At 71.6% G+C, this 18574-nt stretch carries 14 protein-coding genes; all 14 read left to right on the top strand.

The annotated features are described in order from the left end of the window. The first annotated feature begins 106 nt into the window (after nucleotides 1-106). The 14 genes from ACWCQ1_RS33155 to ACWCQ1_RS33220 all read left to right on the top strand — a co-directional run bounded on the left by ACWCQ1_RS33155 (nucleotide 107) and on the right by ACWCQ1_RS33220 (nucleotide 18522). A complete protein-coding gene (locus ACWCQ1_RS33155; RefSeq protein WP_133042082.1) occupies nucleotides 107-1036 on the top strand; it encodes an ABC transporter permease in 930 nt (309 codons plus the stop codon). After that, nucleotides 1029-1817, top strand: coding sequence for an ABC transporter ATP-binding protein (locus tag ACWCQ1_RS33160; RefSeq protein WP_133042083.1), 789 nt, complete (start codon nucleotides 1029-1031; stop codon nucleotides 1815-1817). The genes ACWCQ1_RS33155 and ACWCQ1_RS33160 overlap by 8 nt, the downstream gene beginning before the upstream one ends. Nucleotides 1818-2206: 389 nt before the next feature. Continuing rightward, on the top strand, nucleotides 2207-3109 hold the full coding sequence (hpnC, locus tag ACWCQ1_RS33165) for a squalene synthase HpnC (RefSeq protein ID WP_358596984.1): 903 nt from the start codon (nucleotides 2207-2209) through the stop codon (nucleotides 3107-3109). After that, nucleotides 3106-4056 carry a presqualene diphosphate synthase HpnD gene (gene hpnD, locus ACWCQ1_RS33170; RefSeq protein ID WP_133042085.1) on the top strand — a complete coding sequence of 317 codons (951 nt, stop codon included), beginning with the start codon at nucleotides 3106-3108 and terminating at the stop codon, nucleotides 4054-4056. Before hpnC ends, hpnD begins: the two co-directional genes overlap by 4 nt. Beyond that, nucleotides 4056-4193 carry a DUF6380 family protein gene (locus ACWCQ1_RS33175; protein ID WP_358596987.1) on the top strand — a complete coding sequence of 46 codons (138 nt, stop codon included), beginning with the start codon at nucleotides 4056-4058 and terminating at the stop codon, nucleotides 4191-4193. Before hpnD ends, ACWCQ1_RS33175 begins: the two co-directional genes overlap by 1 nt. Then, complete coding sequence (hpnE, locus tag ACWCQ1_RS33180; protein WP_451028050.1) at nucleotides 4190-5617, top strand: hydroxysqualene dehydroxylase HpnE; 1428 nt, start codon at nucleotides 4190-4192, stop codon at nucleotides 5615-5617. Before ACWCQ1_RS33175 ends, hpnE begins: the two co-directional genes overlap by 4 nt. A gap of 71 nt (nucleotides 5618-5688) precedes the next feature. Continuing rightward, a complete protein-coding gene (locus ACWCQ1_RS33185; protein WP_165954752.1) occupies nucleotides 5689-6753 on the top strand; it encodes a polyprenyl synthetase family protein in 1065 nt (354 codons plus the stop codon). Nucleotides 6754-6872: 119 nt separating this feature from the next. Beyond that, the gene (gene shc, locus ACWCQ1_RS33190; protein WP_451028051.1) at nucleotides 6873-8873 is read left to right on the top strand and encodes a squalene--hopene cyclase; all 2001 of its coding nucleotides are present in this window, start codon (nucleotides 6873-6875) and stop codon (nucleotides 8871-8873) included. Continuing rightward, a complete protein-coding gene (locus tag ACWCQ1_RS33195; protein ID WP_451028052.1) occupies nucleotides 8873-9514 on the top strand; it encodes a 5'-methylthioadenosine/S-adenosylhomocysteine nucleosidase family protein in 642 nt (213 codons plus the stop codon). The genes shc and ACWCQ1_RS33195 overlap by 1 nt, the downstream gene beginning before the upstream one ends. Nucleotides 9515-9519: 5 nt before the next feature. Next, entirely contained in the window at nucleotides 9520-10542 is a 1023-nt protein-coding gene (hpnH, locus tag ACWCQ1_RS33200; RefSeq protein WP_133042090.1) for an adenosyl-hopene transferase HpnH, read from the top strand. A 4-nt stretch (nucleotides 10543-10546) separates the two neighbouring features. Beyond that, nucleotides 10547-11704 carry a flavodoxin-dependent (E)-4-hydroxy-3-methylbut-2-enyl-diphosphate synthase gene (gene ispG, locus ACWCQ1_RS33205; RefSeq protein ID WP_358596997.1) on the top strand — a complete coding sequence of 386 codons (1158 nt, stop codon included), beginning with the start codon at nucleotides 10547-10549 and terminating at the stop codon, nucleotides 11702-11704. Nucleotides 11705-11731: 27 nt separating this feature from the next. Further along, nucleotides 11732-13666 carry a 1-deoxy-D-xylulose-5-phosphate synthase gene (gene dxs, locus ACWCQ1_RS33210; protein ID WP_451028053.1) on the top strand — a complete coding sequence of 645 codons (1935 nt, stop codon included), beginning with the start codon at nucleotides 11732-11734 and terminating at the stop codon, nucleotides 13664-13666. Continuing rightward, the gene (locus ACWCQ1_RS33215; RefSeq protein ID WP_133042093.1) at nucleotides 13663-15048 is read left to right on the top strand and encodes an aspartate aminotransferase family protein; all 1386 of its coding nucleotides are present in this window, start codon (nucleotides 13663-13665) and stop codon (nucleotides 15046-15048) included. Before dxs ends, ACWCQ1_RS33215 begins: the two co-directional genes overlap by 4 nt. 87 nt (nucleotides 15049-15135) lie before the next feature. Next, on the top strand, nucleotides 15136-18522 hold the full coding sequence (locus tag ACWCQ1_RS33220; protein WP_451028054.1) for a hypothetical protein: 3387 nt from the start codon (nucleotides 15136-15138) through the stop codon (nucleotides 18520-18522). Nucleotides 18523-18574 lie beyond the last annotated feature (52 nt).

The following is an 18574-nucleotide window of genomic DNA, read 5'->3' on the forward strand; positions in this document are numbered from 1 at the left end:
TCCTACGGAAGCGAGTGTTCCCGAGAGCGTTCGGGCCCCAGCGGGGTACCGGGCTGATGACGTGCCCGCACAGGCCGGGCATCAGGAAGACGAAGGTTATCCACCAGTGAGTGAGACAACGCACGACGACAGGGTCGCCCTCGGCGCGGCCGTGTCGCCCGACGAGGGCCTCACGGCGAGCCGGCTCGCCGCACGGTACGGGCTGACCGTGAGCGGCGCCCGCCCCTCCCTCGCCGAGTACGTCCGCCAGCTCTGGGACCGCCGTCACTTCATCATGGCCTTCTCCCGCGCGAAGCTGACCGCGCAGTACAGCCAGGCGAAGCTGGGCCAGCTGTGGCAGGTGGCGACCCCGCTGCTGAACGCCGCGGTGTACTTCTTCATCTTCGGCCTGATCCTCAAGGCGAACCGCGGTCTGCCGCGCGACGTCTACATCCCGTTCCTGGTGACGGGCGTGTTCGTGTTCACCTTCACGCAGAGCTCGGTGATGGCGGGCGTGCGGGCGATCTCCGGCAACCTCGGCCTGGTGCGGGCGCTGCACTTCCCGCGCGCCTCGCTGCCGATCTCGTTCGCGCTCCAGCAGCTCCAGCAGCTGCTCTTCTCGATGATCGTGCTGTTCGCGGTGGCCGCCGGCTTCGGCAGCCTGCCGGACCTGTCCTGGCTGCTGATCGTCCCGGTGCTGGCGCTGCAGTTCCTCTTCAACACCGGACTCGCGCTGATCATGGCCCGGGCGGGCGCCAAGACCCCCGACCTCGCGCAGCTCATGCCGTTCGTGATGCGGACGTGGATGTACGCGTCCGGCGTGATGTTCTCCATCCCCGTCATGCTGGCCGACAAGCCGCAGTGGCTGGCGAACGTCCTGCAGTGGAACCCCACCGCGATCTACATGGACCTGATGCGCTTCGCCCTGATCGACGGCTACGGCGCCGAGAACCTGCCCGACCACGTCTGGGCGGTCGCCGGGGGCTGGGCGGCGCTGTTCGCCCTGGGCGGCTTCGTGTACTTCTGGAAGGCGGAGGAGAGGTACGGCCGTGGCTGAGCCGAGCACCGAGCAGCAGGGGGAGCGGATCCCCACCGTCATCGCGGACGAGCTGCACATCGTCTACCGCGTGCACGGCGCCAAGACCGGCAAGGGCAGCGCCACCGCCGCCCTCAGCCGCATCCTCAAGCGCGGCGAGGAGCGCGGGGTGCGCAAGGTGCACGCCGTCAAGGGCGTCTCCTTCGTCGCCTACCGCGGGGAGGCCGTCGGTCTGATCGGCTCCAACGGCTCCGGCAAGTCGACCCTGCTGCGGGCCATCGCCGGGCTGCTGCCCGCCGAGAGCGGCAAGGTGTACACCAACGGCCAGCCGTCCCTGCTGGGCGTGAACGCGGCCCTGATGAACGACCTGACGGGCGAGCGGAACGTGATCCTCGGCGGCCTCGCCATGGGCATGTCCCGCGAGCAGGTCAGGGAGCGTTACCAGGAGATCGTCGACTTCTCGGGCATCAACGAGAAGGGCGACTTCATCACCCTGCCGATGCGGACCTACTCCTCCGGCATGGCGGCCCGGCTGCGCTTCTCCATCGCCGCCGCCAAGGACCACGACGTCCTCATGATCGACGAGGCGCTGGCCACCGGCGACCGCAAGTTCCAGAAGCGCTCCGAGGAACGCATCCGCGAGCTGCGCAAGAAGGCCGGCACGGTGTTCCTGGTCAGCCACAACAACAACTCGATCCGCGACACCTGCGACCGGGTGCTGTGGCTGGAACGCGGCGAGCTGCGCATGGACGGACCGACCGAAGAGGTCCTCAAGGAGTACGAGAAGTTCACGGGCAAGTAGTCCACTCCCGCCTGGACACAACTGCCAGACGGATCGCCGGGCCCCGCCGCAACCCCAGCGGCGGGGCCCGGCGTCTGCAAAGGAAACGTCAACTCGGGCTCGCCTTAGGAATCTTGACACCAATCGGTGTGTTGTTGTGATGTGCAGGACACCCCAGGGAAGCTCGCTGCGTTGTACAACGTAAGCTGTACCGGTCCCGAAACGCGGCAAAGTGGGGCGATAATGCGCGACACCCTCAAGCGGGACAGTCGCACGGATGGCCGGGCGGCGTGTCCGAAATAGTGTGTATTGGGTCGGCGGTGTAGAACGGGAGATGTGACGGCAATGGCTACGGAAACTCCCCAGCTCAACGCAGCAGCCTGTGCCGTCCCCGCCCCGGGCAGCGAGCGGTGACGGGAACCGGCACGTCGCGCTTGCTCGACACGGAGCGCGGCACGCTCGACAAGGCCGCGGGCGAGAACTTCCCCGTGGCCCCCTTCTTCCTGCCCCGGGCCTGGCGCGACGACCTCATGGCCGTGTACGGCTTCGCGCGCCTCGTCGACGACATCGGCGACGGCGACCTCGCCCCCGGCGGCGCCGACGCCAGGCTGCTCGGCGTGTCGCCTGCCGACGCCGAGGACCGGCTGCTGCTCCTGGACGCCTTCGAGGCCGACCTGAACCGCGTCTTCACCGGGGAACCCCGCCACCCCCTCCTGCGCCGCCTGCAGTCCACCGTCCGCCGCCGCTCGCTCACCCCCGAGCCCTTCCGCGGACTGATCGCCGCCAACCGCCAGGACCAGCTCGTCAGCCGCTACGAGACCTACGACGACCTGCTCGCCTACTGCGAACTGTCGGCCAACCCCGTCGGCCGTCTGGTGCTGTCCGTCACCGGCACCTCGACGCCCGAGCGCATCCGCCTCTCCGACGCGGTCTGCACCGCACTCCAGATCGTCGAACACCTGCAGGACGTGGCCGAGGACCTGGGCCGCGACCGCATCTATCTGCCCGCCGAGGACATGAAGCGGTTCCATGTCCAGGAGGCGGATCTCGCCACGGCCACCGCGGGCGCATCGGTGCGCGCACTGGTCGCATACGAAACAGAACGCGCCCGCGTTCTCCTGAATGAAGGCGCTCCCCTGGTGGGTAGCGTCCAGGGCAGGCTGAAGCTGCTGCTCGCGGGGTTCGTGGCGGGGGGAAGGGCGGCGGTCCGCGCGATCGCCGCCGCCGAATACGACGTACTTCCCGGCCCGCCCAAGCCCGGCAAGGTCCAGCTGCTGCGCGAGGTGGGCGTGACTCTGCGAGGAGAGGGGTGATCCGGACCGTGGAGTTCGAACAACACGTGTCCGCACCGGTACTCGCCGCCTACCGCTACTGCGAGGCCGTCACCGGACATCAGGCGCGCAACTTCGCGTACGGCATCAGACTGCTGCCGACGCCGAAGCGGCGCGCGATGTCGGCGCTGTACGCGTTCTCCAGGCGCGTCGACGACATCGGCGACGGTGACCTGGCGGACGAGGTCAAGGCGGCGAGACTCGAGGACACCCGGGCGCTGCTGACCCGGGTGCGCGAGGGGGAGGTCGCCGAGGACGACACCGATCCCGTCGCGGTCGCCCTCGCGCACGCCGCCGAGGCCTTCCCGGTCCCGCTCGGCGGCCTGGACGAGCTGATCGACGGCGTGCTGATGGACGTGCGCGGCGAGACCTACGAGACCTGGGACGACCTGAAGGTCTACTGCCGGTGCGTCGCGGGCGCGATCGGCCGTCTCTCACTCGGCGTGTTCGGTACGGAACCGGGGGCGCGCGGCGCCGAGCGCGCCCCGGAGTACGCGGACACCCTGGGCCTCGCGCTGCAGCTGACGAACATCCTCAGAGACGTCCGCGAGGACGCCGAGGGCGGCCGCACCTATCTGCCCTCCGACGATCTCGCGAAGTTCGGCTGCTCGGCCGGGTTCGACGGCCCGACCCCGCCGGAGGGCTCCGACTTCGCGGGCCTCGTGCACTTCGAGGTGCGCAGGGCCCGCGCCCTTTTCGCCGAGGGCTACCGGCTGCTGCCCATGCTCGACCGGCGCAGCGGCGCCTGTGTCGCCGCCATGGCCGGCATCTACCGCCGACTGCTCGACCGCATCGAGCGCGACCCGGAGGCCGTGCTGCGCGGCCGGGTCTCGCTGCCCGGCCGGGAGAAGGCCTACGTCGCCGTGCGCGGGCTGTCCGGCCTGGACGCCCGGAACGTGACACGGCGGACCGTCAGGAGGCGCGCCTGATGGACAATCCGGTCCAAGGTGATGCGGGCGGAGAAAAGCGGCACGCAACCCTCCGCCGGGAGACGGCGTCCCTGACTGCGACGGCCGACCGTGCACGGTTCCACCACGGCGGTCGCGCAGGGGAGGGCGCACGATGAACGACGGCACGCGGTCCGAGGGACTGGTCGCCGACATCCCGGGACGACCCGGGCGGGACGCCGTCGTGATCGGCGGCGGTCTCGCCGGCATCACCGCTGCCCTCGCCCTCGCCGACGCCGGCGTGCGCGTCACCCTGCTCGAAGGCCGGCCGCGCCTCGGCGGGCTCGCCTTCTCCTTCCAGCGCGGCGACCTGACCGTCGACAACGGACAGCACGTCTATCTGCGCTGCTGCACCGCCTACCGCTGGTTCCTCGACCGGATCGAGGCGACGGAGCTCGCACCGCTGCAGGATCGTCTCGACGTGCCGGTGCTCGACCTCGCGAAGCCCGAGGGACGGCGGCTGGGCAGGCTGCGGCGCGACGCCCTGCCGGTGCCGCTGCATCTGGGGCGCAGCCTGGCGACGTATCCGCATCTCTCGCTCGCCGAGCGCGCCAGGGTGGGCCGTGCCGCGCTCGCGCTCAAGGGGCTCGACCTCGCCGATCCGACCCTGGACACGCAGGACTTCGGCAGCTGGCTGACCGCGCACGGTCAGTCGGCGCGTGCCGTCGAGGCCCTGTGGGACCTGGTCGGGGTCGCCACCCTCAACGCGGTCGCGGGCGACGCCTCGCTGGGGCTCGCCGCGATGGTGTTCAAGACCGGTCTGCTGTCCGACCCGGGAGCGGCCGACATCGGATGGGCTCGCGTCCCGCTGGGCGAACTGCACGACCGGCTGGCCCGCAAGGCGCTCGACTCCGCGGGCGTGCGTACCGAGGTCCGTACACGCGTCACCTCCATCTCTACTGACGAGAACGGGAACCCGCGCGTTCAGGTTCCCGGCGAGACGTTCACACCGGACGCCGTGGTGCTCGCTGTACCCCAGCGCGAGGCGCATGACCTGCTGCCCGAGGGCGCGCTCGACGCTCCGGAAAATCTTCTGCGCATCGGCACCGCGCCGATCCTCAACGTCCATGTCGTCTACGACCGCAAGGTGCTCACGAAGCCCTTCTTCGCGGCCCTCGGCAGCCCCGTGCAGTGGATCTTCGACCGCACAGACGCCTCCGGGCTGCGCGAGGGCCAGTACCTCGCGCTGTCGCAGTCGGCGGCGCAGGACGAGATCGACGAACCGGTCGCGGCGCTGCGCGAGCGGTACCTGCCCGAACTGGAGCGACTGCTTCCCGGTGCCCGCGGCGCCGTGGTGCGGGACTTCTTCGTGACCAGGGAGCGCACGGCGACGTTCGCTCCGACCCCCGGCGTCGGACGGCTGCGGCCCGGCGCCCGTACGAAAGCCCCCGGCCTCTACCTGGCCGGAGCGTGGACCGCCACCGGGTGGCCCGCGACCATGGAGAGTGCGGTCCGCAGCGGTGTGAGCGCGGCGGACGCCGCGCTCTCCGCCCTGGGCCGGCCCCGCCCCCACCACCTCTTCGACGTCGAGGAGGCCGCGTGATGCTCGATCAGCAGGCGGCAGGCGGCCCCCGCACCCCCGGTACCGCAACAAGAGGAGAGACTGTGCCCACTGTGCCCCCGGCCGAGACGGCCGATCGAGCGACCGCAGTGGACGTGACCGCGCTCCTGGAGCGCGGCCGGACCCTTGCCACACCGGTACTGCGGGCGGCCGTGGACCGTCTGGCCCCTCCCATGGACACCGTTTCCGCCTACCACTTCGGCTGGATCGACGCGCAGGGCAACCCCGCCGACGGCGACGGCGGCAAGGCCGTGCGCCCCGCCCTTGCCGTGCTGTCCGCCGAGGTCACCGGCGCCGCGCCCGAGGTCGGCATCCCCGGCGCCGTCGCCGTCGAACTCGTCCACAACTTCTCCCTGCTGCACGACGACCTGATGGACGGCGACGAACAGCGCCGCCACCGCGACACCGTGTGGAAGGTGCACGGCCCCGCCCAGGCGATCCTCGTCGGCGACGCCCTGTTCGCCCTCGCCAACGAGGTCCTCCTGGAACTCGGCTCGGTCGAGGCCGGCCGCGCCACCCGACGCCTCACCACCGCCACCCGCGCCCTGATCGACGGCCAGGCCCAGGACATCTCCTACGAGCACCGCGACCGCGTCAGCGTCGAGGAGTGCCTGGAGATGGAGGGCAACAAGACCGGCGCCCTGCTCGCCTGCGCCTCCTCCATCGGCGCGGTGCTCGGCGGCGCCGACGACCGCACCGCGGACACGCTGGAGAAGTACGGCTACCACCTCGGACTCGCCTTCCAGGCCGTGGACGACCTGCTCGGTATCTGGGGCGACCCGGTCTCCACCGGCAAGCAGACCTGGAGCGACCTGCGCCAGCGCAAGAAGTCCCTGCCGGTGGTGGCCGCCCTCGCGGCCGGCGGCCCGGCCTCCGAGCGGCTCGGCGAGATCCTCGCCGCCGACGCCAAGAGCAGCGACTTCGAGAACTTCTCCGAGGAGGAGTTCGCCGCCCGCGCCGCCCTCATCGAGAAGGCGGGCGGCCGCGAGTGGACGGCCGAGGAGGCCCGCCGCCAGCACACGGTCGCCGTGGAGGCCCTGCACGCCATCGACATGCCCGACCCGGTGCGGGACCGGTTCGCGGCGCTCGCCGATTTCGTCGTCGTACGGAAGAGATGATCATTATCGGTCGAATAGCCCTCGCGTAGTCGCCGGCCGGTGCCGGCAGGAGGTTTCCGGCACCGGCCGACGGCGGACCCACAGCAGCACGACTCGCACGACTGCACGAAGGGGAAGCCATGACAGCGACGACCGACGGAAGCACCGGGGCCGTGTCGCCCCGAGCTGCCTCGGCCAGCGAAACCGACAGCACCACCCCCGTGGCGGCGGGGGTACGCGACGCCGCCGTACGCGCCGTACAACGCTCCACCGACTTCCTGCTGTCGCGGCAGGACGCCCAGGGCTGGTGGAAGGGCGACCTCGAGACCAATGTGACGATGGACGCCGAGGACCTGCTGCTGCGGCAGTTCCTGGGCATCCTCGACGACTCCACACGGCACGCCGCCGGACTCTTCATCCGCGGCGAGCAGCGCGCGGACGGCACCTGGGCCACCTTCTACGGCGGACCCGGCGAACTGTCCACCACCATCGAGGCGTACGTCGCCCTGCGCCTGGCCGGCGACGAGCCGGACGCCCCGCACATGGCGAAGGCCTCCGCCTGGATCCGGGACCAGGGCGGCATCGCCGCGGCCCGTGTCTTCACCCGGATCTGGCTCGCCCTGTTCGGCTGGTGGAAGTGGGAGGACCTGCCCGAACTGCCGCCGGAGCTGATCTACTTCCCCCAGTGGATGCCGCTGAACATCTACGACTTCGGGTGCTGGGCCCGGCAGACCATCGTCCCGCTGACGATCGTCTCGGCGAAGCGGCCGGTGCGGCCCGCGCCCTTCCCGCTCGACGAACTGCACACCGACCCGGCCCAGCCCAATCCGCCCAGACCCCTTGCCCCGATGGCCAGTTGGGACGGTGCCTTCCAGCGTCTCGACAAGGCGCTGCACCAGCTGCGCAAGGTCGTGCCGCGCCGGCTGCGCAGGGCGGCGATGAACTCCGCGGCCCGCTGGATCATCGAGCGGCAGGAGAACGACGGCTGCTGGGGTGGCATCCAGCCGCCGGCCGTCTACTCGGTCATCGCCCTGTACCTGCTCGGCTATGACCTCGAACACCCGGTCATCCGTGAGGGGCTGGCGTCCCTGGACCGCTTCGCGGTGTGGCGCGAGGACGGGGCCCGGATGATCGAGGCCTGCCAGTCGCCGGTGTGGGACACCTGCCTCGCCACCATCGCCCTCGTCGACGCGGGCGTCCCGGCCGACCACCCGCAACTCGTCAGGGCCGCCGACTGGATGCTCGGCGAGGAGATCGTCCGGCCCGGCGACTGGGCGGTCAAGCGACCCCAACTGCCGCCCGGCGGCTGGGCGTTCGAGTTCCACAACGACAACTATCCCGACATCGACGACACCGCCGAGGTGATCCTCGCGCTGCGCCGGGTCAGACACCACGACCCGGAGCGGGTGGAGAAGGCCATCGGGCGCGGGGTGCGCTGGAACCTCGGCATGCAGTCCAGGAACGGCGGCTGGGGCGCCTTCGACGTCGACAACACCAGTCCCTTCCCCAACCGGCTGCCGTTCTGCGACTTCGGCGAGGTCATCGACCCTCCGTCCGCCGACGTCACCGCCCATGTGGTGGAGATGCTGGCCGTCGAGGGCCTCTCCCACGACCCGCGCACCCGGCGCGGCATCGAGTGGCTGCTGGCCGAACAGGAGCCGGACGGCTCGTGGTTCGGGCGCTGGGGCGTCAACTACGTCTACGGCACCGGGTCCGTCGTCCCCGCCCTCGTCGCGGCCGGCTTCCCCGGCTCACACCCGGCGATCCGCCGTGCGGTCGCCTGGCTGGAGTCGGTGCAGAACGACGACGGCGGCTGGGGCGAGGATCTTCGCTCCTACAAGGACGCGAGGAAGTGGAGCGGCAAGGGCGCCTCCACCGCCTCGCAGACCGCGTGGGCGCTGATGGCCCTGCTCGCGGCGGGGGAGCAGGAGTCCAAGGCCGTCGAGCGCGGCGTCGCATGGCTCGCGGCCACTCAGCGCGAGGACGGCTCCTGGGACGAGCCGTACTTCACCGGAACCGGCTTCCCCTGGGACTTCTCCATCAACTACCACCTCTACCGGCAGGTCTTCCCGCTGACCGCCCTCGGCCGGTACGTCCACGGAGAGCCCTCCGTGGTGGCAGCCGTCGGCAAGGGGGGCTGATGACCACCGAGCCCGCCCCCGCCCCGCTGCTGATCGCCTGCGCGCTCGGCATCGAACGCTTCGCCCTGCGCACGAGCGACCCGGGTGGGGCCGGCGGGCCGGTCACCGTGCTGCGCACCGGCATGGGGCCCGAGGCGGCCGAGGTCTCCACCACCCGGGTGCTGTCCCGGCCGCAGCTCGCCGGGGCCGCCGTCCTGGCCACCGGCTTCTGCGCCGGCCTCGCCCCCGGCATGCACCCCGGCGACCTGGTCGTCGCCGAGGAGACCCGGCATCCGCGCGGGACCGTCCCGTGCGTCGGCACCGAGCTGCTGGTCGAGGCACTGGTGCGCGCCGTGCCCGGCCGCACCGTCCACACCGGGCCGCTCACCGGCTCCGATCATGTCGTCCGCGGTCAGGAACGGTCGGATCTGCTCGCGACCGGCGCGATCGCGGTCGACATGGAATCGGCGGCGACGCTCCTGAGCGCCGTGCGCACCCGCGAGCGCCCAGTTGCGGCCGTACGGGTGGTCGTGGACGCTCCTGAACATGAACTCGTCCGGATCGGCACGGTGCGCGGTGGAATATCAGCCTTCCGCGTCCTTCGTTCCGTACTTCCCGCTTTCTTCGAATGGCACCGTTCTTTGCTGCTCCCCCGGAGGTGAGCCAGATGGCCATGCCGCTGCGCCAGTCCATCAAGGTCGCTACATACTTGGCCGAACAGAAGCTCCGCAAGCGGGACAAGTTCCCGATCATCGTGGAGCTGGAACCTCTTTTCGCATGCAACCTGAAGTGCGAGGGCTGCGGCAAGATCCAGCACCCGGCGGGCGTGCTCAAGCAGCGCATGCCGGTCGCGCAGGCCGTGGGCGCGGTGCTGGAGTCCGGTGCGCCGATGGTGTCCATCGCCGGCGGCGAGCCGCTGATGCACCCTCAGATCGATGAGATCGTGCGGCAGTTGGTGGCCAAGAAGAAGTACGTCTTCCTCTGCACCAACGCCATGCTGCTGCGCAAGAAGATGGACAAGTTCAAGCCCTCCCCGTACTTCGCCTTCACGGTGCACATCGACGGTCTGCAGGAGAGGCACGACGAGTCGGTGGCCAAGGAGGGCGTGTTCGACGAGGCCGTGGAGGCGATCAAGGAGGCCAAGCGGCGCGGCTTCCGGGTCACCACCAACTCGACCTTCTTCAACACCGACACCCCTCAGACCATCATCGAGGTGCTCAACTTCCTCAACGACGACCTAGAGGTCGACGAGATGATGATCTCGCCCGCCTACGCCTACGAGAAGGCGCCCGACCAGGAGCACTTCCTGGGCGTGGAGCAGACCCGCGAGCTGTTCAAGAAGGCCTTCGCGGGCGGCAACCGGCGCAAGTGGCGGCTGAACCACTCCCCGCTCTTCCTGGACTTCCTGGAGGGCAAGGTCGACTTCCCGTGCACCGCATGGGCGATCCCGAACTACTCCCTGTTCGGCTGGCAGCGACCCTGCTACCTGATGAGCGACGGGTACGTGCCGACGTACCGCGAACTCATCGAGAAGACCGACTGGGACAAGTACGGCCGCGGCAAGGACCCGCGCTGCGCCAACTGCATGGCGCACTGCGGCTACGAGCCCACCGCCGTCCTCGCGACCATGGGGTCGCTGAAGGAGTCCCTGCGCGCGATGCGCGAGACGGTCGCGGGAAACCGGGAGTGACGACGTGAGCGCCATCTCCCTGGGCGTCCCCGAGGTACCGGCCCGGCCGATCGCCGAGCGGCGCGTGTCGCGGCAGATCCATGTCGGGCCGGTGCCGGTCGGGGGCGGGGCCCCGGTGTCGGTGCAGTCGATGACGACGACCCGTACGTCGGACATCGGCGCCACCCTGCAGCAGATCGCGGAACTCACCGCGTCCGGCTGCCAGATCGTCCGCGTCGCCTGCCCCACGCAGGACGACGCGGACGCCCTCGCGACGATCGCCCGCAAGTCGCAGATCCCGGTCATCGCCGACATCCACTTCCAGCCGAAGTACGTCTTCGCGGCCATCGAGGCGGGCTGCGCGGCAGTGCGGGTGAACCCCGGCAACATCAAGAAGTTCGACGACCAGATCAAGGAGATCGCGCGGGCCGCCAAGGACCACGGCACGCCGATCCGGATCGGGGTCAACGCGGGCTCGCTCGACAAGCGGCTGCTGCAGAAGTACGGCAGGGCGACACCCGAGGCGCTGGTCGAATCGGCGCTGTGGGAGGCGTCGCTCTTCGAGGAGCACGACTTCCGGGACATCAAGATCTCGGTCAAGCACAACGACCCGGTCGTGATGATCGAGGCCTACCGGCAGCTCGCCGCCCAGTGCGAGTACCCGCTGCACCTGGGCGTGACCGAGGCCGGTCCCGCCTTCCAGGGCACGATCAAGTCGGCGGTCGCCTTCGGGGCGCTGCTCTCCCAGGGCATCGGCGACACCATCCGGGTCTCCCTGTCGGCCCCGCCCGCCGAGGAGGTCAAGGTCGGCATCCAGATCCTGGAGTCCTTGGGCCTCAGGCAGCGGCGGCTGGAGATCGTGTCCTGTCCGTCCTGCGGTCGGGCGCAGGTCGACGTCTACAAGCTCGCCGACGAGGTCACGGCGGGCCTGGAGGGCATGGAAGTCCCGTTGCGGGTAGCCGTGATGGGCTGTGTGGTCAACGGTCCCGGTGAGGCGCGGGAGGCCGACCTGGGGGTCGCCTCCGGCAACGGCAAGGGGCAGATCTTCGTCAAGGGCGAGGTCGTCAAGACCGTCCCCGAGTCGAAGATCGTGGAGACCCTCATCGAGGAGGCGATGAAGATCGCCGAGCAGATGGAACAGGACGGCGTCGCGTCGGGGGAGCCGGCCGTCACCGTGAGTTGAACAGCACGGACCGAAGGGGGCCCGACCGTGACCATTCTGGAGAACATCCGGGGACCACGAGACCTGAAGGCGCTGTCCGAGAGCGAACTTCGCGAACTGTCCGAGGAGATCAGGGAGTTCCTGGTGCACGCGGTGGCCAGGACGGGCGGGCACCTCGGGCCCAACCTGGGCGTGGTGGAACTGTCCATCGCGCTGCACCGGGTCTTCGAGTCGCCCGTCGACCGCATCGTGTGGGACACCGGCCACCAGAGCTACGTCCACAAGATCCTCACCGGGCGCAAGGACTTCTCCAAGCTGCGCGGCAAGGGCGGCCTGTCCGGCTACCCCTCGCGCGAGGAGTCCGAGCACGACATCGTCGAGAACAGCCACGCCTCCACCGCGCTCGGCTGGGCCGACGGTCTCGCCAAGGCCCGCCAGGTGCAGGGCGAGAACGGGCATGTCGTCGCGGTCATCGGCGACGGCGCGCTGACCGGCGGCATGGCCTGGGAGGCGCTGAACAACATCGCGGCAGCCAAGGACCGGCCGCTGATCATCGTCGTCAACGACAACGAGCGCTCCTACGCGCCCACCATCGGCGGCCTCGCCAACCACCTGGCCACCCTGCGCACCACCGACGGCTACGAGAAGGTGCTCGCCTGGGGCAAGGACGTGCTGCTGCGCACGCCCGTCGTCGGCAACACCATCTACGAGTCCCTGCACGGCGCGAAGAAGGGCTTCAAGGACGCCTTCGCCCCGCAGGGGATGTTCGAGGACCTGGGCCTGAAGTACGTCGGCCCGATCGACGGACACGACATCGGCGCCGTGGAGTCCGCGCTGCGGCGGGCGAAACGCTTCCACGGGCCGGTCCTCGTCCACTGCCTCACGGAGAAGGGCCGCGGCTACGAGCCCGCCCTCGCCCACGAGGAGGACCACTTCCACACCGTCGGCGTGATGGACCCGCTCACCTGCGAGCCGCTCACGCCGGCCGGCTCCCCGTCCTGGACCTCGGTGTTCGGCGACGAGATCGTCAGGATCGGGGAGGAGCGGGAGGACGTCGTCGCGATCACCGCGGCGATGCTGCACCCGGTGGGTCTCGGCAAGTTCGCCGCCAGGTTCCCGGACCGGGTGTGGGACGTGGGCATCGCCGAGCAGCACGCGGCGGTGAGCGCGGCCGGTCTGGCGACCGGGGGCCTGCACCCCGTGGTCGCCGTCTACGCCACCTTCCTCAACCGCGCCTTCGACCAGTTGCTGATGGACGTGGCCCTGCACCGCTGCGGCGTGACGTTCGTGCTGGACCGGGCGGGCGTCACGGGCGTCGACGGGCCCTCCCACAACGGCATGTGGGACATGTCGATCCTCCAGGTCGTCCCCGGCCTCAGGATCGCCGCGCCGCGCGACGCCGACCAACTGCGCGCCCAGCTGCGCGAGGCCGTCGCCGTCGACGACGCGCCGACCCTGGTCCGCTTCCCGAAGGAGTCGGTGGGACCCGAGATCCCGGCCGTCGACCGGGTCGGCGGCCTCGACGTCCTGCACCGCGGCCCCGGCACCCCGGAGGTGCTGCTGGTCGCCGTCGGTGTGATGGCACCGGTGTGTCTGCAGGCCGCCGAACTGCTCCGGGCGCGCGGGATCTCCTGCACGGTCGTCGACCCTCGCTGGGTCAAGCCCGTGGACCCGGCGCTCGTGCGGCTCGCCGCCGAGCACCGGCTGGTCGCCGTCGTCGAGGACAACAGCCGCTCCGCCGGAGTGGGCTCGGCGGTCGCGCTCGCCCTCTCGGACGCCGAAGTCGACGTCCCCGTACGGCGGTTCGGCATCCCGGAGCAGTTCCTCGCGCATGCCAAGCGCGGTGAGGTGCTGGCCGACATCGGTCTCACGCCGGTGGAGGTGGCCGGCCGGATCAGCGCGAGCCTCGCCGTCAAGGAGGCCGAGGACACCCTGGCCGTCAAGGAACAGGCGGACGGCACCGTCAAGGAGAGGGCTGAATGACCAAGGAGTTCGACCTCGGCGCACTCTTGGCCGAGCGCGGAGCCGAGCGCTACGAGCTGCACGGGAAGTACCTGAACCACCAACTCCCGCGCATGCTGCACACGATCGGCTTCGACAAGGTCTACGAGCGGGCCGAGGGCGCCCATTTCTGGGACGCGGACGGCAACGACTACCTGGACATGCTCGCCGGGTTCGGGGTGATGGGCGTCGGCCGCCACCACCCCGTCGTCCGCAAGGCGCTGCACGACGTCCTCGACGCCTCTCTCGCCGACCTCACCCGCTTCGACTGCCAGCCGCTGCCGGGACTGCTCGCGGAGAAGCTGCTGACGTACAGCCCGCACCTGGACCGGGTGTTCTTCGGCAACAGCGGTACGGAGGCGGTGGAGACAGCGCTGAAGTTCGCCCGCTTCGCCACCGGCAGGCCGCGCGTCCTGTACTGCGACCACGCCTTCCACGGGCTGACCACCGGTTCGCTGTCGGTCAACGGCGAGGACGGCTTCCGCGACGGCTTCGCCCCGCTGCTGCCCGACACGGCCGTTCCGCTCGGTGATCTCGAGGCGCTGGAGAGGGAGTTGAAGAAGGGCGACGTCGCCGCCCTGATCGTCGAGCCGATCCAGGGCAAGGGTGTGTACGAGAGCCCGCCCGGCTATCTGCGCGCCGCCCAGGAACTCCTGCGCCGGCACAAGGCGCTGCTCATCGCCGACGAGGTCCAGACGGGCCTCGGCCGCACCGGCGACTTCTACGCCTACCAGCACGAGGAGGGCGTCGAACCGGACCTGGTCTGCGTCGCCAAGGCCCTGTCCGGCGGGTACGTCCCCGTCGGCGCCACCCTCGGCAAGGACTGGATCTTCAAGAAGGTCTACTCGTCCATGGACCGGGTGCTGGTCCACTCCGCCAGCTTCGGCTCCAACGCCCAGGCCATGGCGGCCGGCCTCGCCGTGCTGTCGGTCATGGAGGACGAGCAGATCGTCGCGAACGCCCGCCGTACGGGCGACCTCCTGAAGTCCCGGCTGGCGGCGCTGATCGACAAGTACGAGCTGCTCGCCGACGTACGCGGCCGGGGCCTGATGATCGGCATCGAGTTCGGCAGGCCCAAGTCGCTGAAGCTGCGCAGCCGTTGGACCATGCTGCAGGCCGCCCGCAAGGGACTGTTCGCGCAGATGGTCGTCGTACCGCTGCTGCAGCGGCACCGGATCCTCACCCAGGTCTCCGGCGACCACCTGGAGGTGATCAAGCTGATCCCGCCGCTGGTCGTCGGCGAGCCGGAGGTCGACCGGTTCGTGGACGCCTTCACGGCCGTCATGGACGACGCGCACAGCGGCGGCGGGCTGATGTGGGACTTCAGCAAGACGCTGGTGAAGCAGGCCGTGGCCCATCGCTGACGCGCCGGGCGGCCGGGGTTCCTGCACGGCCCCCGGCCGCCCGAATAATCGATCGCGCGAGCGATCACCGTGCGACACAATCGCCGGATGCCGACCACCGCGGAGCAGTTGCTCTCCGCACTCGAAGGACTGTCTTTCCCGGCCCGTCTCGCCCTCACCGCCAAGACCGCGCGCAGGCTCGTGGCGCAGGGGGAACTCGCTCCGCTCCTCACCGAACTCGACGCCCACGGTCCCTACGGGCGCCGCCTCGCCGCGCTGGCCGCCCTCGTCGGCCGGGACGCAGGCTTCCTCGCCGCCCGGCTCGCCGACCCGGACGCGGTCGTCGCCGGGTACGCCCAGCGCGCCGCCCGCACCCTGCCCGTGCCCGACGCGGCGGTGGAGGCGGCGTACGACGACGCACCGGCCGCGCTGCGGGGCCGGCTGGCCCGTCTGCTCGCCTCCGGTGGCCGCGGCGCGCTCGCCGAGCGGCTGGTGACGCGGCTCGGCGAGGAGTGGGGCGAGGCCGAGGCCGCACGTCTGCTGCCCGCCTGCTCCACGCCCTTCGTCGCACAGGAACTGCCCCGGCTCGCGCACGCCGTGGACAACTGGCCACGGCTCGCCCGGCGCCACCCCGGCCCGGTGCTGGCCCACGCCGAACGCGCCCTGGCCGACCGGACCGACCACCGGACCCGGGAGGAGTGGTGGCGGCTGAACGCCACGACGGTCGCGGCACTCGCCCCACGACTGCCCGAGGGCGTCCTGGCCCTGCTGGAACGGCACGGCCCTGCCGCCCTGCCGCCCGGCCTGTTCGGCGGCCTCGGCGCGCTCGTCGACGCCGACGCCGAGCGGGTCGTGCGCTGGATCATCTCCCCGCGCCGGGACCCACCGCGCCACGAGCCGGTGCCGCCGCCCGGCGTGCTGCGCCGGCTGGTGCGCGCCGAGCCGCCGTCCCTGCCGCGGTTGGGCCGCCACTGGATACAGCGCCGCGACCACCTCGCCGGGCTGCTCAGGGCCATGGCCCCGGGACGGCGGACGGCCTTCCTCGACGCGGTCACCGCGGACGGGACGGCCTGGGATCCGGCCCTGTCCGTGTTCGGCCTGCTGCCGCGCGAGCGCCGCTGGGCCGAAGTGCGCAGGGCGGCCGCCGAGTTCGGCGAGCGGGTCGACGCCTGGGACGACCTGGACACGCTCGCCCACGGCCCGTACGACGAGGCACGCGCCTTCCTGATCGCCGCGATCCGGCGGCCCGACGCCGACGACCGCGCCGCCGCCTGGCCGCTGTTGGTGGCCTGCGCGGCCCGGGACGGCGGCCGGGAGGCGATCACCGAGGTGCTGGAGGCGGCGGGCCGGCTCCGCAACGACCAGGACCTCGTGCGCTCGGCCGCGCTGGAGGCGCTCGCCGAGACGCATCCGCGCCTGTTCACCTCCGCGGACGCCGAGCCGCTCGGCCGTGTCGCCCTCGACACCCTTCAGGCCCGGGACTGTTCGGCCGGCACCCTGAAGGCATTGCGCACCCTCGCCGAGCGCGTCCTCGTCGAGCATGCCGGCGACGACGAAACGGCCCTGCGCGCCTGGGCGTTGAGCACGCTGGAGCGGATCACGGGCCGGGTCGGCGTACCCGACTTCGGACCGCTGCACCGCGTCCTGCGGCGCGGCCAGGAGCACGAGGTGTTCGAGGCGCTGCGCCCCTGGCTGGAGGCGGCGGCGGACCGGTCCGACTTCCGGCTGCTCCTCGGCCTGGCCGCCGCGTTCGGCCCGCGGGCCCGGCGGATGCCCGCGCTGCAGGACATGCTCGCCCTTGCGCTGGAGCGCGGCGACGACATGACGTTCGAGGCGGCCGCGACACTGTGGCTGGCCGCACCGGCCACCCGCGGGGAACGGGCGGGCCGGATCGTCGGACGGGAGCCGTCGGCGGTCGTCCTGGCGCCGGTACGGCGGGTACTGTCCCGCGAGCGCACGGACCTGCTGGACGCCCTGCTGGCCGACACCCCGCCGTACGGGCGCTTCCTGGTCGCCGGGGCGGCGCGTCCGCTGCCGGACCTCGGCGCCGCCGACCGCTGGCTGCCCCGCCAGCAGCGGGTCGCGGCACGGCTCGCGGAGCAGATCACCGAGGACCGTTCCCGGTCCCTGGACGACCGGGCCGCCGCGCTCCGCGCCGCCGCCCCGGTGCCGGAGCTGGGCCTGGCCCTCGCCATGCGGCACAAGGACGACGAGGAGGTGGTCGTCGCCGAGGCGGCGCTCGCCGCGCTGCCCTGGACCGACCGTCCGCAGGACGCCCTGCCGGTGCTCCTGGAAGAGGCGGCCGGTGACCGGGCCCGGGTCGCGGTGTACGCGGCGAGCCGCGCCGCCCGCTTCACCGCCCCCTCCGAACTCGCCGCCGCCCTCAGCCCGTTGCTGACGGGGGAGCGGCCCGCGAAGGTGACCTCCCGCAAGGAGGCCGTGCGCCTCGCGGCCCGCTTCCTGCCGCCGCGTCAGGCGGTGGCGCTGCTCGCGCGCGGCTTCGCCCCCGACACGCACCCCGACGTCCGGACCGCCGTGATCCGCGCGCTTCCGCCCCTGCTGGGCGTGCCGGAGGCCTGGCACCTGCTGGACGCGGCCGCACGGGACGACACCCCGACGGTGCTCTGGTCCCTGACGGAGGTGGTGCCCTGGGAACTGGCCGAGGCGCACCGCGGCCGGTACGCGGCCGTGGTCGACGCGGTCTACGACGCCGCCCTCGCGTCCTACGACGGCCTCGTCGCCTACGGCTTCTTCCGGGATGTGGCTCCCTGGGCCCGCTACGCACCCGGGCTGATCGGCCGCATCGTCGGCACGGTGTGCGACCTGGGGGGCCGGGAGCACTGGCAGTACGCGGCGTGGGTGCTGCGTGAGCTGGCCCTCTCCGACGTTCCGCATCCGGTGGGTGGCGTGGCTCCGGGCAGTGCCTACCGGGACGCGGTGACCGGGCTGCTGGCCGCGATGCACACGCCCGAGGGCGGGGCCGAGGCGCTTGAGGACCGTGACCTGCCGGCGCTGCAACGGCTCAGGAAACTTGTCGCACCGTCCTTCAGCGGCGCCGAGCCGCCGGAGGCCCTGGAGGAGATCGTCGCGCTGCTGGCGCCGGAACCGCTGCTGGCGGCCGAACGCGCGGGCCAGTTGCGCCGGCTGGTCGACCTCACCGAGGAACCGGACCGGCTGCTCGGGCGGCTGCTGGACCTCGCGGAGGCGCTGGAGGGCACCGGAACGGCCGTCGCGCTCGAGGTGGCGAGCCGGCTGGAGGCGGGCTGGGCGCACCGGGCCCGGCCGGAGCGCGGCGCGGTCGTGCTGGCGGCGGCCGAGCGACTGGCCGACGACGGCGGCACCGCCCGCGGCCTGCTCGCGGCACAGCTGGTCTCCGGAACGGCCGGAAGTTTCGGCTGGCCCGAGGAGTGGCGGTCGCTGCTGCGGCGGCTGCGCAGGCACCCGGACCCCGACGTACGGCACAAGGCGTACGAGACGACGACCGTTTCGGAGTGATCTCCCGAGGCGCTTTTGCCTCTGAGGCAATGAATTTGCCGCACAGGCAATA

This window comes from Streptomyces sp. NPDC002144 (genome assembly GCF_053593695.1).

Excerpts from the sequence above, each read along its gene's own strand:
- hpnE (WP_451028050.1), top strand. The coding sequence starts at position 4,190 with ATGAACGACGGCACGCGGTCCGAGGGACTGGTCGCCGACATCCCGGGA.
- ACWCQ1_RS33220 (WP_451028054.1), top strand. The coding sequence starts at position 15,136 with ATGCCGACCACCGCGGAGCAGTTGCTCTCCGCACTCGAAGGACTGTCT.
- ACWCQ1_RS33215 (WP_133042093.1), top strand. The coding sequence starts at position 13,663 with ATGACCAAGGAGTTCGACCTCGGCGCACTCTTGGCCGAGCGCGGAGCC.
- hpnH (WP_133042090.1), top strand. The coding sequence starts at position 9,520 with ATGGCCATGCCGCTGCGCCAGTCCATCAAGGTCGCTACATACTTGGCC.
- ACWCQ1_RS33175 (WP_358596987.1), top strand. The coding sequence starts at position 4,056 with ATGGACAATCCGGTCCAAGGTGATGCGGGCGGAGAAAAGCGGCACGCA.
- shc (WP_451028051.1), top strand. The coding sequence starts at position 6,873 with ATGACAGCGACGACCGACGGAAGCACCGGGGCCGTGTCGCCCCGAGCT.
- ACWCQ1_RS33195 (WP_451028052.1), top strand. The coding sequence starts at position 8,873 with ATGACCACCGAGCCCGCCCCCGCCCCGCTGCTGATCGCCTGCGCGCTC.